20 protein-coding genes, 1 tRNA gene and 1 rRNA gene are annotated in these 20461 nt (G+C 60.1%); 12 read left to right on the top strand and 10 right to left on the bottom strand.

The genetic code is table 11. From position 1 onward, the window contains the following. Positions 1-107 precede the first annotated feature (107 nt). Positions 108-222: ribosomal RNA gene (rrf, locus tag BN1117_RS17865) — 5S ribosomal RNA — on the top strand. Positions 223-319: 97 nt separating this feature from the next. Continuing rightward, a tRNA-Asp gene (locus BN1117_RS17860) sits at positions 320-396 on the top strand. Between the two features lie 254 nt (positions 397-650). Here the strand turns inward: BN1117_RS17860 and BN1117_RS17855 are convergent. Together BN1117_RS17855 and BN1117_RS17850 are read right to left on the bottom strand one after the other, a co-directional pair. Further along, positions 651-3233, bottom strand: a complete 2583-nt coding sequence (locus tag BN1117_RS17855) for a bifunctional acetate--CoA ligase family protein/GNAT family N-acetyltransferase (RefSeq protein ID WP_040099574.1) — start codon at positions 3231-3233, stop codon at positions 651-653. A gap of 73 nt (positions 3234-3306) precedes the next feature. Further along, positions 3307-3498, bottom strand: coding sequence for a hypothetical protein (locus BN1117_RS17850; protein ID WP_005342100.1), 192 nt, complete (start codon positions 3496-3498; stop codon positions 3307-3309). A 191-nt stretch (positions 3499-3689) separates the two neighbouring features. Here BN1117_RS17850 and BN1117_RS17845 point away from each other — a divergent pair, with 191 nt between their 5' ends. Further along, on the top strand, positions 3690-4550 hold the full coding sequence (locus tag BN1117_RS17845; protein ID WP_040099572.1) for a type 2 periplasmic-binding domain-containing protein: 861 nt from the start codon (positions 3690-3692) through the stop codon (positions 4548-4550). On the opposite strand, the gene ilvY is transcribed toward BN1117_RS17845, so the two are convergent. Then, the gene (gene ilvY / locus BN1117_RS17840) at positions 4539-5432 is read right to left on the bottom strand and encodes an HTH-type transcriptional activator IlvY (protein WP_040099570.1); all 894 of its coding nucleotides are present in this window, start codon (positions 5430-5432) and stop codon (positions 4539-4541) included. The genes BN1117_RS17845 and ilvY overlap by 12 nt on opposite strands. 221 nt (positions 5433-5653) lie before the next feature. On the opposite strand from ilvY, the gene ilvC reads away from it, so the two are divergent. Continuing rightward, a complete protein-coding gene (gene ilvC / locus BN1117_RS17835) occupies positions 5654-7135 on the top strand; it encodes a ketol-acid reductoisomerase (RefSeq protein WP_040099568.1) in 1482 nt (493 codons plus the stop codon). A 156-nt stretch (positions 7136-7291) separates the two neighbouring features. Here the strand turns inward: ilvC and pgi are convergent, their stop codons facing one another. The 5 genes from pgi to coaBC form a co-directional block, all read right to left on the bottom strand. Further along, on the bottom strand, positions 7292-8941 hold the full coding sequence (gene pgi, locus BN1117_RS17830) for a glucose-6-phosphate isomerase (protein ID WP_040099566.1): 1650 nt from the start codon (positions 8939-8941) through the stop codon (positions 7292-7294). 347 nt (positions 8942-9288) lie between these two features. Continuing rightward, on the bottom strand, positions 9289-10125 hold the full coding sequence (locus BN1117_RS17825) for a mechanosensitive ion channel domain-containing protein (protein WP_005339493.1): 837 nt from the start codon (positions 10123-10125) through the stop codon (positions 9289-9291). A 166-nt stretch (positions 10126-10291) separates the two neighbouring features. Next, positions 10292-10888, bottom strand: a complete 597-nt coding sequence (gene slmA, locus BN1117_RS17820; protein WP_005339495.1) for a nucleoid occlusion factor SlmA — start codon at positions 10886-10888, stop codon at positions 10292-10294. 68 nt (positions 10889-10956) lie between these two features. After that, complete coding sequence (gene dut, locus BN1117_RS17815) at positions 10957-11415, bottom strand: dUTP diphosphatase (RefSeq protein WP_005339498.1); 459 nt, start codon at positions 11413-11415, stop codon at positions 10957-10959. 80 nt (positions 11416-11495) lie between these two features. After that, a complete protein-coding gene (gene coaBC, locus BN1117_RS17810) occupies positions 11496-12698 on the bottom strand; it encodes a bifunctional phosphopantothenoylcysteine decarboxylase/phosphopantothenate--cysteine ligase CoaBC (protein ID WP_040099564.1) in 1203 nt (400 codons plus the stop codon). Between the two features lie 147 nt (positions 12699-12845). Here coaBC and radC point away from each other — a divergent pair, with 147 nt between their 5' ends. The 6 genes from radC (at position 12846) to BN1117_RS17780 (ending at position 16506) form a co-directional block, all read left to right on the top strand. Next, positions 12846-13520, top strand: coding sequence for a RadC family protein (gene radC / locus BN1117_RS17805; protein WP_040099562.1), 675 nt, complete (start codon positions 12846-12848; stop codon positions 13518-13520). A 136-nt stretch (positions 13521-13656) separates the two neighbouring features. Beyond that, complete coding sequence (rpmB, locus tag BN1117_RS17800; protein ID WP_005307492.1) at positions 13657-13893, top strand: 50S ribosomal protein L28; 237 nt, start codon at positions 13657-13659, stop codon at positions 13891-13893. A gap of 11 nt (positions 13894-13904) precedes the next feature. After that, positions 13905-14072, top strand: a complete 168-nt coding sequence (gene rpmG, locus BN1117_RS17795) for a 50S ribosomal protein L33 (protein WP_005307500.1) — start codon at positions 13905-13907, stop codon at positions 14070-14072. Between the two features lie 93 nt (positions 14073-14165). Continuing rightward, positions 14166-14621: a hypothetical protein gene (locus tag BN1117_RS17790; RefSeq protein WP_040099560.1), complete on the top strand. Its 456-nt coding sequence runs from the start codon at positions 14166-14168 to the stop codon at positions 14619-14621. 22 nt (positions 14622-14643) lie between these two features. Further along, positions 14644-15456: a bifunctional DNA-formamidopyrimidine glycosylase/DNA-(apurinic or apyrimidinic site) lyase gene (mutM, locus tag BN1117_RS17785; RefSeq protein ID WP_040099558.1), complete on the top strand. Its 813-nt coding sequence runs from the start codon at positions 14644-14646 to the stop codon at positions 15454-15456. Positions 15457-15633: 177 nt separating this feature from the next. Continuing rightward, positions 15634-16506, top strand: a complete 873-nt coding sequence (locus tag BN1117_RS17780) for a VirK/YbjX family protein (protein WP_040099556.1) — start codon at positions 15634-15636, stop codon at positions 16504-16506. Positions 16507-16612: 106 nt separating this feature from the next. Here the strand turns inward: BN1117_RS17780 and coaD are convergent, their stop codons facing one another. After that, positions 16613-17095 (bottom strand): pantetheine-phosphate adenylyltransferase, encoded by a 483-nt coding sequence (coaD, locus tag BN1117_RS17775; RefSeq protein WP_021231538.1) that lies wholly within the window; start codon positions 17093-17095, stop codon positions 16613-16615. A gap of 134 nt (positions 17096-17229) precedes the next feature. Here coaD and BN1117_RS17770 point away from each other — a divergent pair, with 134 nt between their 5' ends. Then, positions 17230-18267, top strand: coding sequence for a glycosyltransferase family 9 protein (locus BN1117_RS17770; RefSeq protein ID WP_040099554.1), 1038 nt, complete (start codon positions 17230-17232; stop codon positions 18265-18267). Positions 18268-18374: 107 nt separating this feature from the next. Here the strand turns inward: BN1117_RS17770 and BN1117_RS17765 are convergent, their stop codons facing one another. Further along, positions 18375-19151, bottom strand: coding sequence for a glycosyltransferase family 2 protein (locus BN1117_RS17765; RefSeq protein ID WP_033136376.1), 777 nt, complete (start codon positions 19149-19151; stop codon positions 18375-18377). A 275-nt stretch (positions 19152-19426) separates the two neighbouring features. Here BN1117_RS17765 and waaF point away from each other — a divergent pair, with 275 nt between their 5' ends. Further along, the gene (waaF, locus tag BN1117_RS17760) at positions 19427-20461 is read left to right on the top strand and encodes a lipopolysaccharide heptosyltransferase II (RefSeq protein WP_040099552.1); all 1035 of its coding nucleotides are present in this window, start codon (positions 19427-19429) and stop codon (positions 20459-20461) included.

Raw genomic sequence — 20461 nt, 5'->3', positions numbered from 1 at the left:
GTTCTAAGGCTTGTAGCAAACCTAAGCGAACTACTAACTAATTCAGTGATAGTGACAAGCCAAGCGCAACATCACTACTCACGTCAGCTTTCTAGATGAAGAATTTGCCTGGCGGCCATAGCGCCGTGGAACCACCTGATCCCATGCCGAACTCAGAAGTGAAACGCGGTAGCGCCGATGGTAGTGTGGCATTCGCCATGCGAGAGTAGGACACTGCCAGGCACCAATTTAAACAGCGATGTGAAGAATCATGTCACTGGCTGCGAGGATGACACCTCAGAAGAGGCAGCAAAAGATTTAGCGAAAGCTAACCGAATGCGGAGCGGTAGTTCAGTCGGTTAGAATACCGGCCTGTCACGCCGGGGGTCGCGGGTTCGAGTCCCGTCCGCTCCGCCACTAATTTGAAGGCCTTCCCGATTGGGAAGGCCTTTTTGCTATGGGCGCTCTTTACCCAGTGACCTCCAGATTTGCACACCAGAACGAATACAAAAGCCCGGCTTCACGAACGGGCTTTGTGTTTTTAGCGTGTTAAACCACCAATATCTGGCTTTCCCTGTCAAGTAAGAGAGCCAGATAGCCGATTAATCCCACCATTTTCTGGCTATCTCCGAGCCTTATCAGCCATTTGAGCGAGTTTACTGGCGGCCAAATCAGGCTTCTGCCGCCTGTTGGTTACAGGGCAGTTCCATATAGACGACCCCCTCCTCCATCTGTACATCGATCTTGAAGCCCAGCCGTTTGGCGAGGTTGACCATGCCGCGATTGCTTGGCATGGTCATGCCGGATATCTGGCCAATCCCCTGCTCTTTGGCGTAGCGGATGATCTTCTCCATCATCAATTTGCCGAGCCCCACTCCTTTCAAGTCCGATCGCACCAGAATGGCAAACTCGGCATCGCTCTGGTCCGGGGTCGAAATGGCGCGTACCACGCCGAGGATCTGATCCTGCAGCTCGCCCTCTTGCCCCACCGCTACGAAAGCCATCTCCCGGTCGTAATCGATCTGGGTCATGCGAGCCAGCTCTTCATGGCCCAGCTCACCCACATCGGCAAAGAAGCGTTTGTACCTGTCTTCATCGGAGACCCGCAGCACGAACTGTTTGTGGGCCGGTTCATCTTCCGGGCGAATGGGGCGCAGCAGGATATGGCGCTGATCTTTAAGCCAGGCACCCTCCTCCAGTTCGGTAGGATAGGGGCGGATAGCCAGTCGGTTGCTGGCCGGGAGGGCGGGGTCAGCCAGCGTGAGGCTGGCATCCAGCACCACCATTTCGGCACCGCACGCTTGCAGCGGGTGCAGATCCAGCTCCTGAATCTCTGGAAAGGCGAGCAATAGTTCGGAGAGCTGGCAAAGCACTTGGCCCAAGGCATCGATATCCAGTCGTTCCGGCGTCGCCTGCTCGCGGATTTTACGGCTCTTGAGTGCACCGATGATCTGGTAACGAGCCAGCGCCTGATTGAGCGGTGGCAAGGCAGCCACCATCTCTTGCGGCGCCGCACCCGACTCACCCAGCAGAATGACGGGGCCAAAGATGGCGTCTTGCTGGATACGTACCCGCAGCTCTAGGCCGCCGCTGCGGCGAGCCATGCGCTGCACCAGCAAGCCTTCGATGCGGGCGCCCGGATCATGCTGTTTGACCCTGTCCAGGATGGCATCTGCGGCTTGTGCCACTTCGGCCGAGGTGCGCAGGTTGAGTACCACGCCGTGCACGGCAGATTTGTGGAGGATGTCGGGGGAGCGCAGTTTCACCGCCACCGGATAGCCGATCTGCTCGGCGGTGAGGGTCGCCTCGATGGCGTCGGTGACGATCCAGGTGGGCAGGGTGGCGAGCCCTGCGGCTTGTAAAATCGGGTGCACCAGATGGGTATCCAATCTTAGCTGTTTGCGCTCCTGCGCCTGGCGGATCAGCTGCTGGCACAGCTCGACATCAAGCTGGTTGCCGTGCAGTGATGCCGGGGTTTCCATCAGCTGCTTCTGGTTGCGACGGTACTCCACCATGTGCATGAAGGCGGCCATGGCGCTTTCTGGTGTGCGGTAGGTCGGGAAGCCCGCTTCAGTAAAGAGTTTGCGCCCCTCTTGCGCCGAGTATTCGCCCGCCCAGTTGGTGAGGATATTGAAACGGCGTGCTCTGGGGTGTTGTTTCAGATGGGCGATAAGATGGCTGGCCAGCGGCGCGCTCGGTGCCGTGAGCGAGGGGGCGTGGATGATCAGGATGGCGTCGATGCCATCCTCTTGCAGCACGTTGTCCAGCGCCTCCTGATAGGTGGTGATAGTGGCATCACTGCCAATATCGAGCGGCGGGCGAGCCAGCTTGCCGCCGCGCTCCAGCAGCACATCCACCGCCATATTGGCCAGTCCGCGGCCGTTGGAGATGATGGCAAGCCGCTCCCCCTTGAGGGTCATGGAGTGGCTGAGGGTTTCGACCGCGGCAAACAGTTCGTGGGTATCCCGTACCCGCAGCATGCCAGCACGGCGGATGGCGGCATCATAGACATTGTCGAGACCGTGGGCCGGTTCGTGGCGCCCGCTTTTCAGTACCAGGATCGGCTTGTTGCGCGAGGCTGCCCGCGCCGCCGAGAGAAAATGGCGGGCGTCGTGCAACTTGTCCATGTAGATCAAGATGGCGCGGGTGACGCTGTCGCGGGAGAGTTGATCCAGCAGCTGGCCGAAGTCGATGTCGCAGTGATCACCAAGGGAGATAAAGGCGGAAAAGCCCAGTTCATGCTGCTTGGCCCAATCCAGAATGGTGGTGCTGACGGCGGCAGATTGCGACAGAAAGGCGACCTGTCCCGGCTTGGCGGCAATGGGGGAAAAGCTGGCGTTGATCCCCTGGCCGGGCAGCAGCATCCCCATGCTGTTGGGGCCGAGCAGGCGAATGCCATATTGCTGGCAGACCCGTTTCAGCTCCAGCCGCTCTTCGGGGGAAAAGTCGGCGGCCAGTATGATAGCCGCGCCCGTCCCCTTTTGGCCGAGCGCTTCCAGCAACGGCAAGACCCGTTCCCGTCTGGTGCAGATGATGGCGAGATCCGGGGTTAGCGGCAGGCTGGCGATATCTGGATAGGCCAGCACGCCGGCCACCGCCTTGCTGCGCGGGGTGACAGGGAGGATGGGCCCTTTGAACTGGCCCGCCAGCAGGTGGCGCACGATCACATGACCCGCCTTGAGCGGGTCGGTCGAGGCGCCGATCACGGCGATTGATTGGGGTTTGAACAGCCGGTCCAGACCGCTTGCTTTCATGGGCACTCCCGACAAAAGGGGGAAGATACCAGTCTAATACGCCTTTGCTGCGGGTTCTGTGACCGGCTCCAGATCACCGTTTGTTCAGGGCATTGGCTCGTAGATAAAAGCGCAGTTCGCCCTGCACCCGGCGAATGGCACCCAGGTAGCGTTCCTGCAGATAGATATCCTGCTCCCGGTCCAGCGCCGTGCTGGGCACCCCCATGCTTTGCAGATACTCGTCAAACAGGGTCGAACCCTTGATCTCTACCAGATGCTGTTTCATGGTTCTCCTCCCTGCGCCTTGGCGTTTGTTGATGAACGCCCAGTCTGCGGTGACCTGCCGGGTTTGCCTATTGTCACTTCTGACACGAAACTGACGGGAGAGCCCTCACACATCTTTCAGAGAGGGGACCGTTGAGGGGCTGGCTGGCGTTATAGTATGGCGAGAAGCACGAGACACGGATGGTGCACGGGATGATCAGAGTCTGGTGGTGGTGCATGGCACTGTGGGCGGTTGGCGTATCGGCAACCGAGCAGCCTATCCGCGCTTGGCATCTGCTGCTGGAGCATCCCAACCCCGCAGTCGTCCAGTTGCTGCGCCTCTCCCTCGATCTCACCGTGCTCGAATATGGCCCCTACCGACTGGTTTCCAGCCCGCAAATGGAGCAGGGGCGGGCGGTGAAGGAGCTGCGTAGCGGCGAGCTGGTTCAGGTCGGTGTCTTTGCCCCCGATGGTGAGCGAGAGAGGGAGTTGCTGGCAGTACACATTCCGCTGGCCAAGGGGCTGCTGGGATGGCGGGTTTGTCTCATCCGGCAGGGGGATGAGGAGCGTTTTGCCACGATCGGATCGTTGGCAGACTGGCATCGCGCCGGGCTCTCCATCGGTCAGCACAGATCCTGGCCAGACACCCAGCTGCTACGGGCCAACGGTCTCAAGGTGACGGTGGGCAATCTTTATGAGGCGCTCTTCAACATGCTGCGCAAGCAGCGCTTTGACTGCTTCCTGCGCTCGGTCATCGAGATCGAGGATGAACTCAGACAGCGTCCGGATCTCGCCATCGAGCCCCATCTGGTATTTCGCTATCCGCTGGCGTTGCTGTTTTTCGTCTCTCCCCAGCATCCCGAATTGGCCAAGCGGATCGAGCTAGGCCTGCAGCGGGCGCGGCAGTCTGGTGCTTTTGACCGGGTCTTTGAAGAGGGATTTGGCAGCACCATTCGGCGGCTGAAACTGGATAAGCGGGTGCGCCTCGAGCTGCACAACCCCGACCTGCCGCTGCCCAGTCGCGTCATGATGGCCGATCCGGCTCTTATCTATAAACCGGTCTCAGCGCTGTGAACCCTGATTCTGCGCGGTATCCCAGAAGGCGCGGATCAGTGGCTCTTCCAGCCGCTTCTTGAGTACTCCTATCCCTACATCAAATGGCTTGAAGGCGGGTTTGAGATCGACGATCCGCACCTTGTCGCCGAGCGGGCTGTGGTCGATCACCGCCGCCGGTACCAATCCTACGCCACAACCGAGCGCCACCATGGCGACAATCCCCTCGTTACCCGCCACTTCGGCATAGATGTTGGGCGCTATCCCCTTGTTGCGAAACCACTGATCGCTGCGTTTGCGGGCCAAGCCCTGCTCGGAGAGGATGACCGGCAGCTGCTCCCAGTCCGGCTCACCCTGGCGGAACCACTGGTTCAGCTGGGGGGCATTGCGCGGCGCGATAAAGACCAGCGGCACCAACTGCAGGCTGGCGAACTCCAGCTTGGCGGGCAGGGCATCGGGGCGGGCGGCGATGGCGAGATCGGCCTCGTCGGCCAGGATCTTGTCCACCGCCAGCGCCGGGTCGCCGGTCTCCAGCTTGATCTCCAGCTGGGGGTAGCGGCGGCGAAAGCGCTCCAGTACCTCGGGCAGCAGAAAGTAGCTGGCAGTGACCGAGCAGAACACCCGCAGCCGCCCCTGCAGCGGTTCATCGCTGCGTTTGAGCTCCTGCTTGAGCTGATGCCACTCCTGCAACAGGCCGCCGCCGAACTCGCGCAGCTTCTCGCCCGCAGGGGTGAGCCGCACCGAGCGGTTGTCCCGCTCGAACAGGATGCAGCCGGTCTCCTGCTCCAGCCGCTGGATGGCGCGGCTGAGCGTCGAGGGGCTCACCGCCATGGCGTCGGCGCTCTTGCCGAAGTGGAGGGAGTCGGCGAGGTGGAGAAACAGTTCGAGATTGCGAAGGTCCATCTTTCAGCTCCTGGCGCGGCTTGTGTGCCCGATATCCAGCGGTTGGCGGCTTGTTTCTGCCATCTCGCGGTACATTAAGCAGGCAATTATGAAGAGTGAGTGTTTCAGTTATTGCAACGTACTATTTCGAATATATCAGTTCAGGCAATAAGTGTCCCGCGCTATAGTGGTTCTGACAACGCCGCTACCCGGCATGGAATCAATCGAACGGAGCAATCACCATGGCTAACTATTTCAACACCTTGAACCTGCGTCAGCAGTTGGCCCAACTGGGCAAGTGTCGTTTCATGCAGCGGGCGGAATTTGCCGACGGCTGCGACGTGCTGAAGGGCAAGAAGGTGGTGATTGTGGGCTGTGGTGCCCAAGGCTTGAACCAGGGGCTAAACATGCGCGACTCCGGGCTGGATATCTCCTACGCCCTGCGCAAAGCCGCCATCACCGAGAAGCGCGCCTCCTGGCAGAAAGCAACCGACAACGGCTTCGTGGTCGGCACCTATGAAGAGCTGATCCCGACTGCCGATCTGGTGCTGAACCTGACCCCGGACAAGCAGCACTCCGACGTAGTGAAAACCGTGATGCCGCTGATGAAGCAGGGCGCTGCGCTGGGCTACTCCCACGGCTTCAACGTGGTGGAAGAGGGTCAGCAGATCCGTGCCGACCTGACCGTCGTGATGGTAGCGCCCAAGTGCCCGGGTACCGAAGTGCGTGAAGAGTACAAGCGCGGTTTCGGTGTACCGACCCTGATCGCGGTTCACCCGGAAAATGACCCGAAAGGTGAAGGCATGGCCATCGCCAAGGCGTGGGCCTCTGCCACTGGAGGCGACCGTGCCGGGGTGCTTGAATCCTCCTTCGTGGCGGAAGTGAAATCCGACCTGATGGGCGAGCAGACTATCCTCTGCGGTATGCTGCAGGCCGGTTCCCTGCTCTGCTACGACAAACTGGTTGCCGAAGGGACCGACCCGGCCTACGCCGGCAAGCTGATCCAGTTCGGTTGGGAGACCATCACCGAAGCTCTGAAACAGGGTGGCATCAGCCTGATGATGGACCGCCTGTCTAACCCGGCCAAGCTGCGCGCCTTCGAGCTCTCCGAGCAGCTCAAGACCCTGATGCGCCCGCTGTTCGAGAAGCATATGGACGACATCATCGCCGGTGAGTTTTCCCGCGGCATGATGGCCGACTGGGCCGAAGACGATGCCAAGCTGTTCGGCTGGCGTGAAGAGACAGGTAAATCCGCCTTCGAAAACGCCCCGGCGTTTGCAGGCAAGATTGCCGAGCAGGAGTACTTCGACAATGGCGTGGTGATGGTGGCCATGGTCAAGGCGGGTGTGGAGCTGGCGTTCGAGACCATGGTGGCTTCCGGTATCTACGAGGAGTCTGCCTACTACGAATCCCTGCACGAGCTGCCGCTGATCGCCAACACCGTTGCCCGCAAACGCCTGTACGAGATGAACGTGGTTATCTCCGACACCGCCGAGTACGGCAATTACCTGTTCGCCAACGCCGCCGTGCCCTTGCTGCGCGAGCACTTCATGCCGACCCTGAAAGCGGGTGATCTGGGTGCCAGCAAGGCGGAAGGGCAGAGCGTGGATAACCTGGCGCTGCTGGCGGCCAACGAAGCGACCCGCAACCACCCGATCGAAAAAATCGGCCAGGTACTGCGCGGTTACATGAAGGACATGAAACGCATCGCCGTTGGCGGTTAAGCCTGCATCGGGCTGGATGATGAAGGGGCGGGGATGACGATCCCCGTCGCCGGTCGGACTGGACACCCGACCGGCCAGCCAGAAAAATCAGCCTGACAGTGATAAAAAAGCCCCGCTCATCGAGCGGGGCTTTTGCATTTAGAAAGGCTGGATAAATCAGGCTTTCCACGCTTTCCAGGTGTTGATCAGACCGTTGGTGGAGCAGTCGTGGCTGGTGACAGCCTCGTTGTTGCCCAGCTCCGGCAGGATCTTGTTGGCCAGCTGTTTGCCCAGCTCCACGCCCCACTGGTCGAAGCTGAAGATGTTCCAGATTGCGCCCTGTACGAAGATCTTGTGCTCGTACATGGCAATCAAAGAGCCAAGCGTCTTCGGGGTCAGGCTCTTGAACAGGATGGAGTTGGTCGGGCGGTTGCCTTCAAACACTTTGAACGGCACCAGATCCTTGACCTGCTCAAGGGTTTTGCCAGCAGCCAGGAACTCGGCTTCGACCTCTTCCTTGCTCTTGCCAAAGGCCAGCGCCTCGGTCTGGGCGAAGAAGTTGGCCAGCAGTTTCGGATGGTGGTCACCGATCGGGTTGTGGCTGATGGCCGGCGCCAGGAAGTCGCAGGGGATCAGCTTGGTGCCCTGGTGGATCAGCTGGTAGAAGGCGTGCTGGCCGTTGGTGCCCGGCTCACCCCAGATGATGGGGCCAGTCTGGTAGTCAACCGGCTTGCCGTTGCGATCCACGTACTTGCCGTTGGACTCCATGTTGCCCTGCTGGAAGTAGGCAGGGAAGCGGTGCATGTACTGATCGTACGGCAGGATGGCTTCGGACTCGGCACCGTAGAAGTTGTTGTACCACAGGCCAATCAGGGCCAGCAGCACCGGCACGTTCTGCTCATAGGAGGCAGTGGCGAAGTGCATGTCCATCTCGAAGGCGCCTTGCAGCAGGGCTTCGAAGTTCTCGAAACCGACAGACAGGGCGATGGGCATGCCGATGGCAGACCAGGAGGAGTAGCGGCCGCCAACCCAGTCCCAGAACTCGAACATGTTGTTGGTGTCGATGCCGAACTCGGCCACGGCCTTGCCATTGGTAGACAGCGCAGCGAAGTGCTTGGCAACGTGGGCCTTGTCACCGGCGATATTGATGAACCAGTCACGGGCGGTCAGGGCGTTGGTCATGGTCTCCTGGGTAGTGAAGGTCTTGGAGGCCACCAGGAACAGGGTGGTTTCCGGATCGATCTTCTTCAGGGTCTCGGCGATATGGGTGCCATCGACGTTGGAGACGAAGTGCATCTGCAGGTGGTTTTTGTAAGGGCGCAGTGCCTCGGTGATCATTACCGGGCCCAGATCTGAGCCACCGATACCGATGTTGACCACGTGCTGGATCGCCTTGCCGGTGTAGCCTTTCCACTCGCCTCCGATTACCTTCTCGCAGAAGCCCTTCATCTTGGCCAGTACGGCGTTCACTTCCGGCATCACGTCCTTGCCATCGCACTCGATGGGGCGGTCGGAGCGGTTGCGCAGGGCCACGTGCAGTACGGAGCGCCCTTCGGTCATGTTGATCTTGTCGCCATTGAACATGGCATCGATTGCGCTGCGAAGATCGGTCTCTTTGGCCAGATCAACCAGCAACTTGAGGGTTTCTTCGGTGATCAGGTTCTTCGAGTAATCAACCAGAATGTCGCCGCCGAAGGTAAGGGAAAACTTGTCAAAGCGCTTCGGGTCCTGCGCGAACAGATCCTTGAGTCGGGTCTCTTTGTTTGCTGCAAAGTGGGCTTCCAGTGCCTGCCAGGCCTGGGTTTGGGTTGGATTGATGTTTTTCATAGGATTCCTGAAATGCCAAGTTGTGTTTGAACCTTGAAGGCAAGGTCCCGCCAAACCTTATTATCCGAGCATTATAGCGAGCCGATCGGGCGGCCCGTGTAACAGATTTTTACCGATTGTCTTTTACCGCAATGGGTCACTGTCGGGAGCATACAACCAGAACATTGGGATTATGTGTCACGAAAGCAAGGCGGATCTTGCGCTTGCTCATGATTGGGGCCACCCCGATAGCCTGAAATTGTTTTCATCCTGTTGGCGTGGTTATGCACCGACATGGCCATGGGCTGGGGCCAGAAACGACAATGCCAGCCCGAAGGCTGGCATTGTCTGTTGCAGCAGAACCGCGATCACGCCTGCGGTTTTTGCATGTGCATCACCATCTGCGGGAAGGGGATCTCGATGCCTTCGGCATCAAAGGTCAGTTTCACCTTCTCGTGGAAGTCGAACCAGACACCCCAGTAGTCAGCGGTTTTCACCCAGGGGCGCACCACGATATTGACCGAGGAGTCGGCCAGCGCGGCAACGGCGATGGTGGCTGCCGGATCTTTCAGGATACGCGGCTCTTCGCTTACCAGACGCTCGAGGATCTGTTTGGCCTTGCGCAGGTCAGAACCGTAGCCGATGCCAAAGGTCATATCGACGCGGCGGGTATCCATACGCGAGTAGTTGACGATGGTGCCGTTGAGGATGGCGGAGTTCGGTACTACCACCATCTTGTTGTCACCTGAGGTGAGGGTGGTGGTAAAGAGCTGAACGGACTGCACGACACCCGCGGTACCTGCCACTTCGATGAACTCGCCCGCCTTGATGGGGCGGAAGATGATCAGCAGGAAGCCGGCAGCGAAGTTGGAGAGCGAGCCTTGCAGCGCCAGACCTATGGCCAGACCGGCGGCACCGATAATGGCGACGAAGGAGGCGGTCTGCACGCCGACACGGCCCAGCGCGGCGATCACTACGAACACCAGAATGGCGTATTTGAGGATGCTGCCGACGAAGTGGGTGACTGTGGTGTCCAGCTTGCGGGCCTGCATCACCTTGACCACGCCACCGCTGATGAGGTTGGCGGCGATATAGCCGACCAGCAGGGTCAACAGGGCGGCGGCGATATTGACGCCGTATTCGATCAGCAGTCCCTGATTATTGACCAGCCAGGTCTGCGCTTCGGTAATGATTTCGGGTTCCATAGGATGTCCTGTCAGGTTCTAAAAGGTTTATGGTGGATAAATCTAACACCGCAGCGCGACAGTACGGGTCGCATCTGGTACTTCTTTTCTGCCATAAAAACCTGACACAAAAAAGAAGGGAGGCCAAAGCCTCCCTTCTTTTTGCTGAATGATGCGAAAAAAACCATCAGCTCTGCAGCAGTTGGCTGCGGATAAATTGCCACTGATCTTCGAAACCGGCGGTCGGCTTGAGCTTGAACTCGGAGCGGACAAACTGGCTGATGCGGCCTTCGGTGTAGGCCAGCAGCAGATTGGCCAGCATGGTCTCGTCGAGCTGGAAGCCCTGACCCTCGCGCAGCCGCTTCTCGCGCAGCACCTGTTTGATCTGGGTCTCCAGCTTGTCGAACAGGATGCTGATACGATCCCGCAGCCGATCGTGCTCACCCAGCAGGGCGTCGCCATTGAGGATGCGGGTAATGCCGGGATTGCGCTCGGCGAACACCAGCAGCAGCTGCAGAATGTGGTGGCAGCGCGCCATGGTGTCTTTCTCTTCCGCCATGATCAGATTGACCCGTGACAGCAGGGAATCCTCGATAAAGTCGATCAGCCCCTCGAACATCCGCGCCTTGCTGGGAAAATGTCGATAGAGGGCTGCTTCAGAGACGCCGACCTCGGCCGCCAGACGGGCCGTGGTGATACGCTGACCAGGACTGGTTTCCAGCATATGGGCTAGCGCCTGCAGGATCTGATCGCGCCGACTCTGTTTCTGATTACTGCTTGCCATGGATTCCCCTAAAAAAACAATGGCTTGATTCTATTATTAAGCACCGCCCGTCGGGCTGGTGTGGTCTGTTATTGGCGACCAGAAGAACCAAAACCGCCTTCACCCCGTTCGCTCTGATTGAACTCATCGACCAGTTGGAAGCTGGCCTGAACTACCGGCATGATCACCAGCTGGGCGATGCGCTCGCCGGGTTGCATGGTGAACTCATCCTTGCCGCGGTTCCAGACCGAAACCATCAGCTGACCCTGATAGTCGGAATCGATCAGACCGACCAGGTTGCCCAGCACGATGCCGTGCTTATGGCCGAGGCCGGAGCGGGGCAGGATGGTGGCACACAGACCCGGATCCTGGATGTGGATGGCCAGACCGGTCGGCACCAGAGTGGTATCGCCCGGAGCCAGAGTCAGCGGCGCATCCAGCAGTGCGCGCAGATCCATGCCGGCAGAGCCGGGAGTGGCGTAGGCGGGCAGCGGGTATTCGGTACCGATACGGGCATCCAGAATCTTCAGTTCAATTTGTGTAGTCATGAATCGCTTTTTCAGTTGGATCTTGTATTGGTGCCCCTCTTGGCAGGCGGGGCGCCGTGAGTCTTGTTCTTTCGGGACGCTCAGTGCCGGTAGTGGCGCGCAATCAGGGCGATCAGGTGACGGGCCAGCGTCAGCTTGTCGGCCAGCGGCAGCGGGGCCTGGCCCCCTTGCCAGAACACGGTCAGGGCGTTGTCATCGGCGTTGAAGCCTTGCCCCTCGCGGGACACATCGTTGGCGGCGATCATGTCCAGCCGCTTACGCTGCAACTTGTCGAGGGCGTATTGTTCCACATCCACGGTTTCGGCGGCAAATCCGACGGTGAAGGGTTTGTCTGAAAGGGCGCCGACGGCCGCGATGATGTCGGGGTTTTTCACCAGCTTCACCACCATCTGGTCGTTGTCGCCGCTCTTCTTGATCTTCTGGCTGGCGACCTGCTCGGGGCGATAGTCGGCCACCGCGGCGCAGCCGATGAAGAGGTCGCACTCGTCGACCCGGCTCATCACCGCCTGATGCATCTGCTCGGCGCTCTCGACATCGATGCGGGTCACGCCAGCAGGTGTAGCCAGCGTCACCGGGCCGCTCACCAGCGTCACCTCTGCGCCTGCTTCACGGGCAGCGCGAGCGATGGCGTAGCCCATCTTGCCGGAGCTGTGGTTGCTGATGTAGCGCACCGGATCGAGCGCCTCGCGGGTTGGCCCTGCGGTGAGCAGCAGTTTGACGCCTGCCAGCAAGGGCTCGGCAGCCAGTTGCTGACAGCAGCGATCCACCAGTTCGAGGGGATCCAGCATCCGGCCCGGGCCCACATCGCCACAGGCCTGGCTGCCGGCATCCGGCCCCCACAGCAGAATGCCGCGGCTGGCCAGGGTCTTGAGGTTGGCCTGGGTGGCGCCGTTGAGATACATCTGCTGGTTCATGGCAGGTGCCAGCGCGATGGGCGCCGGAGTGGCCAGACAGAGGGTGGTCAGCAGTTCGTCGGCCATGCCTGCTGCCATCCGCGCCATCAGGTTGGCGCTGGCGGGGGCGATCAGTACCAGATCGGCCCACTTGGCCAGTTCGATATGGCCCATGCCCGCTTCGGCGGAGGGATCTAGCAGGCTGTAGGCCACCGGATGACCGGAGACCGCCTGCAGGGTCAGCGGGGTGATGAACTCCTTGGCGGAGCGGGTCATCACCACCCGCACTTCGGCGCCCTGATCTTTCAGGCGGCGTACCAGCTCGGCACTCTTGTAGGCGGCGATCCCGCCACTGACACCCAACAGGATGCGTTTATCGGCCAATCTCATCTGCTGTTTCTCTATCCGGCTCATTCTGACTGGTCGGCTAAGATACCACAGGCAATGGATGACGACAGGGGTTGGCATCAAAGGGGATGGTCTGGCCGGCGCAATTTTTTGCTATGTTTTTTCTCAACAGGGGCGAGGGAGAGACAAATGAGCATCAAAGAGTGGCCGGAAGATGAACGTCCCAGAGAGAAGTTGCTGCGTCAGGGGCCCGCGGCGCTCTCCGATGCCGAGCTGCTCGCCATCTTTCTGCGCACTGGCGTCAATGGCCTGAGTGCAGTGGATCTTTCACGTAATCTATTGAATCAATTCGGCTCTTTGCGCAGCTTGCTGGGCGCGGATCAACGGACATTCTGCGAGGCACACGGCCTTGGCCCGGCCAAATATGCTCAGTTGCAGGCGGTGCTGGAGATGGCCAAACGCCATCTGGCGCAGCAGCTGCAGCGGGGCGATGCCCTCACCTCGCCCCAGCTGACCCGGGACTATCTGCAGGCCCAACTACGGGATCGCCCACGGGAGGTGTTTGCCCTGCTGTTGCTCGATAATCAGCACAGAGTCATTCAATTTGTTGAGCTTTTTTTCGGCACCATCGATTCGGCAAGCGTCTGGCCACGAGAAATCGTGCAGATCGCGCTCAAACATAATGCAGCCGCGGTGATTCTGGCGCATAATCACCCGTCCGGCGTCGCCGAGCCCAGCAGGGCCGACCGCCAGATCACGGATCGGATCACGGCCGCTTTGGCCCTGATCGATATCAGAGTGCTGGATCACTTGGTGATCGGTGACGGCATCACGGTCTCTTTTGCCGAGCGCGGTTGGCTATAACTGTGCTCTGGCACCGTATTAGTTGATCTTTGATCACGGATGCTGTATAAAATGCCGCCTTCTGTTTGCCCCGCAATCGAAGGCCAGCGGGGCAGATATTTGCTCGAGCAATGAAGTAAGATTTGGAGAGACTGACATGTCTAGAGTATGCCAAGTAACCGGCAAGCGCCCGGCAGTTGGTAACAACCGTTCGCACGCTAACAACGCTACCAAGCGTCGTTTCCTGCCGAACCTGCACACTCACCGTTTTTGGGTTGAGAGTGAAAAACGCTTCGTAAGCCTGCGCGTATCTGCGAAAGGCATGCGTATCATCGACAAGCGTGGCGTTGAGGTGGTTCTGGCTGAACTGCGCGCCAGCGGTGTTAAGGTATAAGGAATTAGATCATGGCTAAAGGTATTCGCGAGAAAATTCGCCTGAACTCCAGCGCCGGTACTGGTCACTTCTATACCACTACCAAAAACAAGCGCACCATGCCCGAAAAAATGGAGATCAAAAAGTTTGATCCCGTTGTTCGCCAGCATGTGATCTACAAAGAAGGCAAAATCAAGTAATTGCTTGATGCTGCATTCTCAAAAACCCGGCTTAGTGCCGGGTTTTTTTATGCGCCGAATTCAGTACACTGCCGGTTCAAAGGGGGGCTTGTCATGTTCAAATTGAGCCGCAAAGGCTGGAATAACCTGATCATAGTGGTAGTGCTGATCGTGATCGCTCTATTGCATCGTATGGAGACGGCCCAGCAGGAGAACAGTGCCAAACGAGCGCGCCCCCTGCTGCCGGAAGAGGCCGTGGTGCTCACCTGGCAGGGGCCGAGCTGGCAGATTGAGCGGATTGGTCAGGGCTGGCGCAGCGTGCCGGATCTAGGGCTCGACACGGCGCAGCTGGATGCCCGCTTGGCACGCTGGCAGGGCTGGTTGTTGCCCCCAGGTGAGGCGGTAGGTGGCACCCCGGTGACCATCAAGGTGTGGACTGCTGGCCAGAGCGATCCGGTCGAGTTCGGTCTCTATCAGAACAGCGGCCAATATGGTGCCCAATTGCCGTCCGGTCTCTGGCTCTCCCTGAGCGCCGAGCAGTATCGCGACTTGCTACGTCCCTCCCGCTAACTTTTTGACTTGCGAGGTAGCCATGCCCGAATTGCCAGAAGTTGAAGTCAGCCGTCAGGGGATCTCTCCCTGGCTCACCGGCATCAAGGTTACCCGCGTGGTGGTGCGTGATGGTCGCTTGCGCTGGCCGATCCCCGGTGAAATTCAGGAGCTGGTGGACCTCACCATCCATCGGGTGCGTCGCCGCGCCAAATATCTGCTGCTGGAGACCGATTTCGGCACCGCCATCCTTCATCTGGGGATGTCCGGCAGCCTGCGGGTGCTGGATATCGGCACGCCAGCCGAGAAGCACGACCACGTGGATATCGAGCTGGAGAATGGCAAGCTGCTGCGGCTCAACGATCCGCGCCGCTTCGGCGCCCTGCTCTGGACCCGGGAACCGGCCGAAGCCCATGCGCTGCTCGCCAAGCTGGGGCCCGAGCCGCTCACCGACGCCTTCAGTGCTGATTACCTGCGTGAGCGCGCCAAGGGGCGCAGCACCGCCATCAAACAGTTCCTGATGGACAATCAGGTGGTGGTCGGGGTGGGCAACATCTACGCGAACGAGGCGCTCTATGCTGCCGGCATTCACCCCAAACGGGCGGCGGGCAATATCAGTGCCGAGCGGCTGGGAACCCTGGTGGCCGAGATCAAGCGGGTGTTGGCCGAGGCGATTCGCCAGGGCGGCACCACTCTCAAGGATTTCACCAGTGCCGATGGCAAGCCGGGCTATTTCGTGCAGCAGTTGCAGGTTTACGGTCGTGGCGGTCAGCCCTGTTTCCACTGTCACACCCTGCTGACCGAGACAAGAATGGGCCAGCGCACCACGGTTTTTTGCACTCATTGCCAGCGCTGAGGGCACTTTTTGCCCCGATCCGGGGGAAGTTGTAACAGCGTATTTCCACTCTGTTGAAGATTTGCACAGCTGTCACTAGTATCCCGACCGTTCAGGCGGTTTGAGAATATAAAAATGACAGTTAAATCAATAGGCTGGGAATACTTATCCCGGCAGGAGCGCTATTGCGCAAAATCCATGGCCCGCTTCCTCTACCCCGAGGGATGTGACCGGAAAACCTTCAATCGCGGCAAATTCGTGCTGCGCAGCCTGCTCTATCGCAAGTCGCTGAGCCGGGTCTTCAGCCTGTTTCAGGCCGAACCGCTCAAGGCGCTGCCCGCGGTTTACCCCGAACTGCTCGACAAGCCGATGCGACCCTATCGCTTCGCCTGTGCCAGCGCCCGCCAACGGGCCGAGATGCTGGAAAATCACTATCTGTTATTGCTGGAGTGCTACCCGCAGCTGATCGATCCCCTCTATCTGGGCGAGGGGATCGTGCTGGGGCACTATCCCCAGAGCGGCTGCCGCATTCTGCTGCGTCACGATGGCACCTTCCGCCGCGAGGCTGAGCTGGCCCTCTCTATCGTCAACGGTGAGGGGCAGCGCCTCTACAGTTGCGCCTTTTCGCTGGCGGGTGGCGTGGATCGTTTGGTGCTGATGATCGGCTCCATGCAGGGGCCGGAGCCTGCGGTCGACAATGCCCAGGATCGGGTGCGCGAGCTGACCAAAGAGGGGCACGGCCTGCGGCCCAAATCCCTGCTGGTGCAACTGGTGCTGCAACTGGCGCAGGCCATGGGGGCGGCAGAGGTGCTGGCGGTGCGCAAGCGGGCCCACGTGTTTCAGGCCAAGCGTTACAGCAGCAAGCAGAAAGCCAATTTGCAGGCCGATTATGACGAGCTGTGGCAGGAGTTCGACGCCCGGGATGTGGATGCCAACTTCGTCGCCCTGCAAGCCCAGCTGCGCAAGCCGCTGGAGGAGATCGCTTCCAAGAAGCGGGCCATGTATCGGCGCCGCTACGAGTGGCTCGATCTGCTGGTGCAGGAGATGAACGAGCGGTTTGCCCGGCAGTAACCGGAAAGCGGGCTGACCTCTCCATAATGGGACAGATACAACGAGGGCTACCCGTGGGTAGCCCTCGTGCGTTGTTGCCGTCGAGAATGGCGAGTGTGGAAGGGGATCACCCTTTCTGTTTGGCTGCGATGGCCTGGGCCACTACCGGGTCGACAAACTGGCGGATATCACCGCCGTGCAGCGCCACCTCTTTCACCAGGGTGGAGGAGATAAAGGAGTTCTCCTCTGCCGGGGTGAGGAAGACGCTCTCAAGGGTGGGCATCAGGCGGCGGTTCATGTTGGCCAGCTGGAACTCGTACTCGAAGTCGGAGACGGCGCGCAGGCCACGGATCAGCACGTTGGCCTGATGCTCTTTTGCGAAATCGACCAGCAGGCCGGAGAAGCCCACCACCTTGACATTGGGAAGCGTGCTGGTCACTTGCTGTACCAGCTGGACACGTTCTGCCAGATCGAACAGCGGGCGCTTGCTCGGGCTGTTGGCGACCCCGACCACCACCTCGTCAAACAGCTTGGCGGCGCGGCCGATGAGATCGGCGTGGCCATTGGTAACGGGATCAAACGTCCCGGGATAAATCACCCTGGTAGTCATCTTTGTGGTCCTGCAACCTGGAAATTTGGTCGCATTATAAGGTCGTCGCTTGAGAATAGCAGTGCATCAGGCAAGAATACCCCATCGCGCATCAAGCCTCCCTGCATTGGTGACAGGGAGCAAAGGGATTTTTTATGAAACGTATTCTGGTCGTTCGCAATGACAAGATTGGTGACTTTATGCTGGCGTGGCCGAGTTTCGCCATGCTCAAAGGCTCCATGGCGTGTCATGTGACTGCCCTGGTTCCGGCCTACACAGCGCCGCTGGCCCGGCTCTGCCCCTGGATTGACGAGGTGATCATCGATCCGGGCGTACGGGCCGACAAGGAGCAACAGCGAGCGCTGCTGGCGCGGATCAAGGCGGCGGCGTTCGACGCGTCCATCTGCCTCTTCTCCAACTCCCGCAATGCCATGCTGGTGTGGAAGGCGCACATCCCTTATCGGCTGGCCCCGGCCACCAAGCTGGCGCAGGTGCTCTACAACCAGCGACTGGTGCAGCGTCGCTCCCGCTCTCAGAAACCGGAGTCCGAGTACAACCTGGAGCTGATCCGCCGCTTCCTGGCCGATCAGCAGGTGGCCGTGGTGGAGCCCAAGACCCCCTTCCTGCAGTTCGATGAGGAGACCTTGCGGCAGGTGCGCGAGCAGCTGGCACTCAAGCTCAAGCTCGATGCCAGTCGCCCCTGGCTGATGGTACATGCCGGTAGCGGCGGTTCGGCCAACAACCTCTCCATCGAGCAGTATGCCCGCATCATCATCAAGCTCAATCAGGCCTGCCCCGAGCTGCAGTGCGTGCTGACCGCAGGCCCGGGCGAGGAGAAGATGGCCGAACAACTGGCGGCCGAGCTGCTGGCCCACGGTGGTAATGGCTGGATCTACCGCTCCAGCGATGGTCTGCCGATGTTCTGTCAGGTGTTGGCCAACGCAGCCCTGTTCGTTGCAGGCAGTACCGGCCCGCTCCATATTGCCGGGGCGCTCGACGTGCCGACCATCGGCTTCTTCCCGATGCGCCGCTCCGCCACTCCGCTGCGCTGGAAACCCCTTAACAGCGAAGGGCGTCACCTCGCCTTCAGCCCGCCGGAGGATAGCGACCATCCTGAGGATATGAGTCAGCTCGATCCCAAGGCCATGGTGCCGGAGATGGCCCGCTGGGCGGCGCCCTTCTGGCGCAAGTAAGTTATGCAGCAATGCAAGCTGGGCCCCGCTGGGCGGTGCCTTTCTGGCAGAAGTAAGGTATGCAGCAGTGCAAACAGGGCCCCGCGGGGCCCTGTTTCGTATGACGGTTATTCCGGCTGCTGCGGCTGCTGGCGCACCCAGAGGTCGGCGTATTTGACGAAGGTGGAGTGGGCGGAGAGGATCGCCAGCAGTAGCCCCTGCTTGCCGTCGAGGAAGCCAGCCTTGAGCAGGTACATCTTGAGGAAGCAGCCGACGGCGTGGATCAGCCCCTGACTGAGAGAGCCCTTCTTGCCGCGAGCGGTGCGCTGATCGGCCCAGGCGCGGGCATAACCGGCGGATTTCACCAGATAGTGCTCCAGGTCCCGATAGGTGAAGTGGAGCAGGTCGCCATGAATATTGACGATCTTCATGTTGGCCCGCACTTCTACCTTTTCGTGGACCAGCGCCTCGTTGTAGCTGGTGAGCGCCTTGGGATAGAGGCGCAGCACCCGATCCGGATACCAGCCGCTGTGGCGGATAAAGCGGCCAAACACCCAGGAGAGGCGCGGCAGCGAGTAGATGGTATCGCTGGCCGGATTGGCCATCACGTTGGCGATGGCGGTTTTCAGCTCGGGAGTGAGCCGCTCGTCGGCATCCAGCCACAGCACCCAGTCGGACTGCACATGGGACTGGGCCAGTCGGCGCTGTTTGCCAAAGCCTGGCCACTTGGCGTTGACGAAGAAGCGGGCGCCAAATTCGGCGGCAATCGCCGGGGTTTCGTCCTGACTACCGGAGTCCAGAATGACGATCTCGTCCACCAGTCCATCGAGGGAGGCGAGGCACTTGCGCAGGTTGTCGGCTTCATTCTTGACGATCAGAACGGCAGCCAGAGTCGGTTTTTTCACGAAATGGGGCTCACGGTTATTGCCCGGCTGGCGGGGCGAATGCGTATTGATGGGCCATTCTAACGGAAAAACGGGTCAAAGAGAGAGCCGCCATTGCCCGTCTCTGCCAGTTGTTTGCCTGTCTCGTCTCGCCCGGTTGGCAGAAGGTCACCGCTGAAAAAGGAGGTGGCGGCGGTGCCAGATAAGGGTTTTCTGTTATTTATCCAGTCATTCTTGGGGCATAATCTCGCCCAGTGATGATTAACAGCCGGGCCCGTCCCGAGAGAAGACGCGTGATGAAAATATTGGTGATCGGCCCCTCCTGGGTCGGCGATATGGTGATGTCCCAGAGCCTCTACAAGGCGATCAAGGCCAACCATCCGGAGTGCGAACTGCACGTGATGGCCCCCGCCTGGTGCTGCGCCCTGCTGGAGCGGATGCCGGAGGTGGACAAGGCGATCACCATGCCCCTTGGCCACGGTGACTTCAAGCTGGTGGCGCGCCGCCGCCTCGGCAAGCAGCTGGCGGCCGAGCAGTACGATCAGGCCATCGTCCAGCCCAACTCCATGAAGTCGGCGCTGATCCCCTGGTTTGCCCGCATTCCGGTGCGTACCGGCTGGAAGGGCGAGAGCCGCTACGGCCTGCTCAACGACCTGCGCAGCAACAAGTCCGCCTTCCCGCTGATGGTGGAGGGCTATCTGGCGCTCGCCTATCCCAAGGCGCAGATGAAGAGCCGGGCCGATATCCCGACCATTCCGCACCCGGCGCTCCACGTCGATCTGATCAACCAGAGCAAGGCACTGGAGCGGCTGGGGCTGGATAGCACCCGCCCGGTGCTGGTGCTCTGCCCCGGTGCCGAGTTTGGCCCGGCCAAGCGATGGCCGGAGGGGCACTACGCCGTGGTGGCCCAGCAGCATCTGGACGAGGGGTGGCAGGTGTGGATCTTCGGTTCCAACAAGGATGTGCCGGTTGCCAACACCATCCGGGATCGGGTCAACCTGCTGACTCGCCCCAACTGCCACGTGCTGGCGGGCAAGACCAGCCTGCACGAGGCGATCGATCTGATGGCGCTGGCCAGCCGGGTCATCTCCAACGACTCCGGCCTGATGCACATCGCCGCCGCCCTCAACCGGCCGCTGGTGGGCGTCTATGGCTCCACTTCGCCGCTCTACACCCCGCCGCTGGCGGATCGGGTCGAGATCGTTCACACCGACATCGAGTGCCGCCCCTGCTTCAAGCGTACCTGCAAGTTCGGTCATCTTAAGTGCCTGATCGACTTGCCACCGGAGCAGGTGGTCGATGCCTGCAAGAAGCTGGAGCAGAGTCAGTAA

Origin of the sequence: Aeromonas australiensis (genome assembly GCF_000819725.1) — a bacterium.
In the GTDB taxonomy this organism is placed as follows: domain Bacteria; phylum Pseudomonadota; class Gammaproteobacteria; order Enterobacterales; family Aeromonadaceae; genus Aeromonas; species Aeromonas australiensis.
This window is presented reverse-complemented; position numbering and strand designations above follow the sequence as displayed.

Excerpts from the sequence above, each read along its gene's own strand:
- BN1117_RS17855 (WP_040099574.1), bottom strand. The coding sequence starts at position 3,233 with ATGAAAGCAAGCGGTCTGGACCGGCTGTTCAAACCCCAATCAATCGCC.
- BN1117_RS17850 (WP_005342100.1), bottom strand. The coding sequence starts at position 3,498 with ATGAAACAGCATCTGGTAGAGATCAAGGGTTCGACCCTGTTTGACGAG.
- BN1117_RS17845 (WP_040099572.1), top strand. The coding sequence starts at position 3,690 with ATGATCAGAGTCTGGTGGTGGTGCATGGCACTGTGGGCGGTTGGCGTA.
- ilvY (WP_040099570.1), bottom strand. The coding sequence starts at position 5,432 with ATGGACCTTCGCAATCTCGAACTGTTTCTCCACCTCGCCGACTCCCTC.
- ilvC (WP_040099568.1), top strand. The coding sequence starts at position 5,654 with ATGGCTAACTATTTCAACACCTTGAACCTGCGTCAGCAGTTGGCCCAA.
- pgi (WP_040099566.1), bottom strand. The coding sequence starts at position 8,941 with ATGAAAAACATCAATCCAACCCAAACCCAGGCCTGGCAGGCACTGGAA.
- BN1117_RS17825 (WP_005339493.1), bottom strand. The coding sequence starts at position 10,125 with ATGGAACCCGAAATCATTACCGAAGCGCAGACCTGGCTGGTCAATAAT.
- slmA (WP_005339495.1), bottom strand. The coding sequence starts at position 10,888 with ATGGCAAGCAGTAATCAGAAACAGAGTCGGCGCGATCAGATCCTGCAG.
- dut (WP_005339498.1), bottom strand. The coding sequence starts at position 11,415 with ATGACTACACAAATTGAACTGAAGATTCTGGATGCCCGTATCGGTACC.
- coaBC (WP_040099564.1), bottom strand. The coding sequence starts at position 12,698 with ATGAGATTGGCCGATAAACGCATCCTGTTGGGTGTCAGTGGCGGGATC.
- radC (WP_040099562.1), top strand. The coding sequence starts at position 12,846 with ATGAGCATCAAAGAGTGGCCGGAAGATGAACGTCCCAGAGAGAAGTTG.
- rpmB (WP_005307492.1), top strand. The coding sequence starts at position 13,657 with ATGTCTAGAGTATGCCAAGTAACCGGCAAGCGCCCGGCAGTTGGTAAC.
- rpmG (WP_005307500.1), top strand. The coding sequence starts at position 13,905 with ATGGCTAAAGGTATTCGCGAGAAAATTCGCCTGAACTCCAGCGCCGGT.
- BN1117_RS17790 (WP_040099560.1), top strand. The coding sequence starts at position 14,166 with ATGTTCAAATTGAGCCGCAAAGGCTGGAATAACCTGATCATAGTGGTA.
- mutM (WP_040099558.1), top strand. The coding sequence starts at position 14,644 with ATGCCCGAATTGCCAGAAGTTGAAGTCAGCCGTCAGGGGATCTCTCCC.
- BN1117_RS17780 (WP_040099556.1), top strand. The coding sequence starts at position 15,634 with ATGGCCCGCTTCCTCTACCCCGAGGGATGTGACCGGAAAACCTTCAAT.
- coaD (WP_021231538.1), bottom strand. The coding sequence starts at position 17,095 with ATGACTACCAGGGTGATTTATCCCGGGACGTTTGATCCCGTTACCAAT.
- BN1117_RS17770 (WP_040099554.1), top strand. The coding sequence starts at position 17,230 with ATGAAACGTATTCTGGTCGTTCGCAATGACAAGATTGGTGACTTTATG.
- waaF (WP_040099552.1), top strand. The coding sequence starts at position 19,427 with ATGAAAATATTGGTGATCGGCCCCTCCTGGGTCGGCGATATGGTGATG.